At 66.1% G+C, this 218-nt stretch carries 1 protein-coding gene; it reads left to right on the top strand.

Going from position 1 to position 218, the window contains the following annotated elements; genetic code table 11:
• Nucleotides 1–218: ATP-binding cassette domain-containing protein (locus BN358_RS13480; protein ID WP_040583684.1), on the top strand; the 218-nt coding region annotated here is incomplete at both ends.

Genomic DNA, 218 nt, shown 5'->3' with positions numbered 1-218 from the left:
TCGACCCCGGCCGGGTGGGCGACATTGGCGTGATCTTCCAGGGGCCCAGCCTGATCCCCGCCCTGGACGTGTCGGAGAACATCGGCTTGCCACTCGTCCTGGAAGGCATCGATGCGTCCGACATCACGGCTCGAGTGGATCACGCGATCGACCAGCTCGGCATCAGCTCAATGGCGCACCAGCTGCCGGAGGAACTCTCCGGCGGCCAGTCCCAGAGA

Origin of the sequence: Sedimentibacter sp. B4 (assembly GCF_000309315.1) — a bacterium.
In the GTDB taxonomy this organism is placed as follows: Bacteria; Bacillota; Clostridia; order Tissierellales; family Sedimentibacteraceae; genus Sedimentibacter; species Sedimentibacter saalensis.
The sequence above is the reverse complement of the archived record's forward strand: the minus strand, read 5'-3'. Positions and strand labels throughout refer to the sequence as shown.